This window comes from Kaarinaea lacus (assembly GCF_975902315.1).
The window spans coordinates 1-5,620 of record NZ_CDLKIE010000499.1; the positions used below are offsets into that span (position 1 = coordinate 1).

At 43.6% G+C, this 5,620-nt stretch carries 5 protein-coding genes; 1 reads left to right on the forward strand and 4 read right to left on the reverse strand.

The features are described 5' to 3' along the window. The 4 genes from ACWVCM_RS15565 to ACWVCM_RS15580 form a co-directional block, all read right to left on the reverse strand. Window positions 1-2,071: CHAT domain-containing protein (locus tag ACWVCM_RS15565; RefSeq protein ID WP_455202683.1), on the reverse strand; the 2,071-nt coding region annotated here is incomplete at its 3' end. Between the two features lie 27 nt (window positions 2,072-2,098). Beyond that, window positions 2,099-3,958 (reverse strand): tetratricopeptide repeat protein, encoded by a 1,860-nt coding sequence (locus tag ACWVCM_RS15570; protein ID WP_455202684.1) that lies wholly within the window; start codon window positions 3,956-3,958, stop codon window positions 2,099-2,101. 44 nt (window positions 3,959-4,002) lie between these two features. Beyond that, on the reverse strand, window positions 4,003-5,181 hold the full coding sequence (locus tag ACWVCM_RS15575) for a zf-HC2 domain-containing protein (protein ID WP_455202685.1): 1,179 nt from the start codon (window positions 5,179-5,181) through the stop codon (window positions 4,003-4,005). Then, window positions 5,162-5,506, reverse strand: a complete 345-nt coding sequence (locus ACWVCM_RS15580; protein ID WP_455202686.1) for an RNA polymerase sigma factor — start codon at window positions 5,504-5,506, stop codon at window positions 5,162-5,164. Before ACWVCM_RS15580 ends, ACWVCM_RS15575 begins: the two co-directional genes overlap by 20 nt. Between ACWVCM_RS15580 and ACWVCM_RS15585 the strand changes: the two genes are divergently transcribed. Next, on the forward strand, window positions 5,441-5,620 hold a 180-nt coding region (locus ACWVCM_RS15585), incomplete at its 3' end, for a hypothetical protein (protein ID WP_455202687.1). The two genes, ACWVCM_RS15580 and ACWVCM_RS15585, sit on opposite strands and share 66 nt — an antisense overlap.

The following is a 5,620-nucleotide window of genomic DNA, read 5'->3' on the forward strand; positions in this document are numbered from 1 at the left end:
CTGCTGTGTTACATGCACTCAGAGTCAGGAGTTCGATGGGTTTGTTTTTGTATTGACCGATGGATACATATTGACCTAGCTGGCTTACCGACAGGCGGTCATCGAACGTCAAAATAAATGAGTTACTCACGTCGCCTGAGAATTCGGCATGTGATGCAAAGTGTGCCACGCTATAGTTGGTGTCCTGCAATTCATGACTGATATTCGTCTTGTCAAACGACTGGTTCATTAACATCTTTGCGCCATACAGGTTCTGAATTTGTTCCAGCTCCCCCTGTACATAATCCAGTGGTGGGTACCCCTGCACTGGTTCTGATAACCCGCTTAACAACACTTTCATATTTTTTCGCTTCAACGGGCGTGGATCAGTCAGACTTAATCCGGGCGTGGTAGCCACGGCGTATTTATCAATCAAAAACTGCTTACCGTCATGCAATACGGAAACAGGGATGGTACGCAATGATTGCCCCGGGATAAAAACCAGTGTATTGATACCCTGCGCACTTAATTCAGCTTCCAGGGGAGAAATCAGGATCTGGTACAATTCCCTGGCGAAAGGCAAATAATCTCGGGTGCGTTTTTTCTCCAGCTTTAACCTGAGGTTTCGAACCTGCTCAGTGACGTAGCGCTCGGACTTATTAACTACGTACTGATCAATCTTGTTATTATAACTAACCAATAGTTCTGTTCGATCAGGTAATAATACCGGATAAATCACTGCCGTATTATTATCAATGGCCTGATCGATCCTGATAGTCTTCGATTGTGCTTCAACGACACATTGATTCTTGAAATAATCCTGCAATTCTTCCGATTTTTGACGCTCTAATACGTTACGAGCTTCAAATAACAACTCCATTTTTGTGCCAGCCTGGTTTGTATTACTGGCATTCCTCAACAGCAAATCGGCAAACTCCAGATAGATGTTATCCTGCCTGGTTTCCTGACCAGAAAGGTACGCAGGATTTTGATATAACGCCTGCCGAATGGGTTGCACAGTTTCTATGGCTCGACGATAAAACGTTGCCGCTTCGCCATCGTTAGACAAGTGTTCGTTAATTCGAGCTACCTTCCACTCAATCTGGTAAATCAGGTTACTATCATTGATCAATTGCGAATGAAAAACGGCTTTTTCTGCCAGTCGCAAGGCATCTTCATACAACTGGGCATATTCATAGTAGCCAGCTTCCAACAGCAGCAATTTTGCGACCAACCAGTCATTGCCGATTTGCTCTGCAAAACTGGCCTGTTCTGTTAACTGGTTAACGATACTGTAAAAAGACGATTTATCCTCTGGCTGATGCTTTTCCAGCAAACGATAGGCAACTCCACCGACCTTTTCCATCCCGTAGGCTTTCTGGTAAGAAGGCTTCAGTTGGGCAACAAAATTGACCGCTCTTTCCAGGTCAACAAGCGCCGTATCGAACCTGTTTTCATCGGTAGCCAGATTAATGGCATTCGTTAACGCCTGAACCACCAGGTAACTATCGCGAATGGCGATTGCTATATCGCCACTTTTATAAAATGTTTCAAAAGCCTTTTCAGTTTGCCCGGTAAAAGAATAAAAATTTCCCAGATCATTATAAATAAGTGAAGTTAATCGCTTATTTCCTGATTTTTCCGCACGGTTTAACGTTTCCACTAATAATGGTTTGGCCAGTTCGAACTGACCCGTGTAAAGGTAAGCACCACCTAAATTGGCATTGATCATTAAACTTAAACTGGCATCATTTAACAGCGACGAGAGTTTACTGGCAACTTCCAGGCCTCTAATGGATCGATCATGTAAACCCAGCATTCGTTGCGCTGTTGATATCTTGTATAAAATGCCGATTTGCCCCGCCAGGTCCTGGTTTGCCCGGTATTCCTTATATACCTCACGCCAGGATCTGATAGCTTTTTCATAGAATCCCTGGTTAAAGTATCTATCGCCGTAGTTTTCTTCAGGAGATCGAACTTGTTCTGTAGTCTCTGGTGTTACGGGTGCGATCGACGCAAATGCACTATTGACCAATACTGATAAAAACAGCATGACAGTGATCGCAAAACCTTTCTTATTATTTAATATCATTCATATACCTTTTGTAGGCAGCTATGTTTAGTACACAGCCCAGGATATAACTTTATCATGAGCAATCTGAAACGAAATCCCGTCCTGCGGATAGAGTAGGTTTTGTCCGCGCGTCGAATCCAGGTGCAATGCGGGTAAGCCGTAATTTGAAATAACCTTGTTCCTGGCACTACCAATGTTAATGCTCTTCACATCCTTCACCTTAAAATTTTCGCCAACAAATATAATCCGTACTTCATCACTTTCTGTGACCATGCTCACACCATTCGGGTACTCAAGTAGCGAATAATCTGCACCATCAATCGCAAACTTTTTAATCCGTGGTTTTCCTAATGAAGCAGGTATTTCATCGATATAATGGCCGACCTGAACTCCTAGCAGTCTCTGCATCTGACTGGCTGAAGGATGACTTAACTTTTTCCCGACCTGTAATGTCGACTGAATATTAAAGTTGGATACCAGGTGCTTTGACCAGCGATGATCCGGCACAATGCTGATAAACTTTTCCCACAATTGATACGCTTTAGCTTCATCACCTTGCAAGTAGGCAATTTTCCCTAAATTGTAATAAGCTGCTGCAAACCGGCTATTGATAACAATCGCTTTCTGCAACAATTTTTCTGCTTTTTCTGGATTTTCAGTTAAATAAAATCCTACGCCTAGTATGTTGAGCAGTATTGCGTTATCCGGTGAGCGAGCCACAATATCCTGCAAAGTTGCAATTGCTTTATATGGCTCATCATTTAACAGGTACGCGCTAGCCAGATTTTGATACGCCAGCAGGTAATTTTTATCTTGTTCTATCGCGGACTGGTAATATGCAATTGCCAGATCAATGTGACGTTTAAACGCAGCCTGGTTTTGTTGTCGCCCCCTGGTGACACCAAAGGCGGCACGGGTATAAGGATCCGCCATTACAGGTAACCGAAATGGCAACAGGCGTTGCTTAATAAGTTCTGGATCCGACTGAAAATAGTTTAGCGCTATTTGATGATGTGTTGCTGCCAGATTATGGTATACCTCCCGACTTGGAAAATAGCGTAGAAATTCTGCAAAGGCTTTGGCAGCCAACTCAAATTTCCCTGTCTGGTACATTATAAGGCCTACCCGAAACAGGTCTGACTGCTCGCTGACTTGCTTGAGGCGGGCTAAAACTGCCATGGTTCTCTGCGATGAAGTAGGATGTGTACTAGCGGCGTTCGCTTGAGCATATTGTGAGACATTTAATGCCTCGTGCCATTGATGAAAGAAACTTTTCTCATCCGTTGCGCTATCGCTAACAATTGAAAAAGGGCTGTAGCCTGCCATGGCTGCAAACAATATCCCTCTTTCATCAGCCCGTAACTCTTTGGCTTCAATCTTTGCCGTTTGAGAAAATATTTCCTGGATTTCCTCAACAACTGTTCGTTCAACATCCTGATTGCTTTTCAACAGGCTCAATGCACTGAAAAAACTCATGTGCCAGAAATCATCATCCAGTAAATGTGCAATTTCGTGTGCAAGCACAAAAGCCAGCCGGTCATCACCCTGATCCTGAACTTCATAGCACATATCCAATACCTGTTTTGACAATATCACCCATCCATCAGGAATCGACACTGGCAAAACAATATTGAAAGGATTTTCCTTGATAATAAGCAGGCGTGGAATCACACCATAACGAGTTCCTGCAGCCTGTAAAACACGCTCAAATATGACATGAGCATTTGCCACTCGCGGATCATCCAGTTCGGTTAATTCACTATAATTTTGCTGCCAATAGTTTATACGTTCTTGTGGGTTGGGTAGCGCGAAGGCAGGCGCAAGGTGGAAAATTGCAAAACACCCGACGATGACAGTAGACATTAAGTACTTTTTATTGATCTGTCTGATTTGAATGCCTAACATATTTGACTCGATTTATTTTGAATTTAATTACTAGCTTAGTTTCGCTACCCTAACAAGCTGCGAATGTTTTCCACCTCTTTCAAAATTTCCTGATATTCCCTACCGGTTAGCGTTGGTTGCTGCGCAATGTCCTGAATCCTGTCCAGTGACTTATTAACACCGGGTGGAACCTTGCTCAACCGTAACGCTTCCGCCAGAGATGATAGCTTGTCGATTTGCCTAATCCTGGTATCGTCTTTAGCTAACACCGCCAGCGCATAGTCAAACAACCATGCCCCCGCTTTTACCAGTTCATAACGTTGTCTATCCTGGCCTCGTACCAATGAAACATATTCATTTAATAAGTTTGTTAATACCCGGCTAGCCTCAGCGGCATTGTCCTGAGTAATCAGTTGCTGTTGTAGCTGGCCAACACTTTGAATGATTTTATATTGTGGATTTGTGTCATTTTTCAGGGCAGTTTTCAGTAATTCCAGATGCGTTTTCAACAACACCAGCTGACCGGAATTCGCGTACGCTTTTGCTTCGGAAAACAACGAACCCATGAAAAATTCATTGAATAGTACCTGCTGTGACGTAAATCCAAATTGATTACCCGGTTGTGACAAAGGTGCAAGCTTTTGCGCCAGTCGCGCCAGCGACTGATCCGATTGAATTTTTGCCTGAAATCCAATGTGATCCTGAAATAATGTTGACTCTTTCTCTATGAAAGTAAACACCGCGGTTACGCCAACTAACACGGCTGCCGCAATGGGTAACGCTATTTTTGGCCAGCTGATTGGAGTGGATTTTTTATTACTACTTCCATGGTTAACTGGGACGGATTGCTGATCCCTGTATTGGAGATTTTCAATATCTTTTACCCCGCTTGCACGCCTGTTACTTCTTGTAAATGCGACGACCTTGCCATCATCACTAAGCGCGTTCCCTGGTGTGTCATCGCTCTCATCTCTTCCGGTGAACTCCAAAGGCTCCGATGATCGCAGGCTTTTAACTTCATTAAGTATATTTTCCGGGAGTTCTTCCCAATAGGATTGAGGCGGTTCAATGATGTCTATTTTTTTTGCCTCGGTAAGTACCTGCTCAAGATCGTCATGCATCGCCTGGCAACTAGCACAATGCGATAGATGTTCATAGAAATGCTCACGGCGAGTCAATGGCAGCTCGAATTCGAGATAGTCTATTAACGAATTTTTTACTTCGTCACATCTGAGCGGGTTCATAGGATTCCTCTTTTAAGGATTTCGTTAACGATGTAACTGCCTGGTGATAACTTGCCTTTACTGTACCAATGGAACTGGACATGATGTCCGCAATTTCCGCAAAAGTGCACTCCTGATAAACACGTAACTGCATTGTTAAACGCTGCTTAGCGGGTAGATTACTGATGGCCTCCTGCAATATTCTGCGCTTCTCTACACTGAACACGTCATCCAATTTAGTGTCTTCTAGAACAAATTCCCGCGCGTTATCATCCACTCCATGTTCCCTGCGGCGATCATTGGATCGGTACAGGTTTTTGCACTGGTTTACCGCTATTTGATACAACCAGGTTTTAAAGCTGGACGTTCCTTTAAATTGTCCTGCCTTCAGGAAAAATATTCTCCTCATTCAGAACAATGTTGGGATCAGGATCAGGCCAGGGCAGTGCCTGTTGTGTGC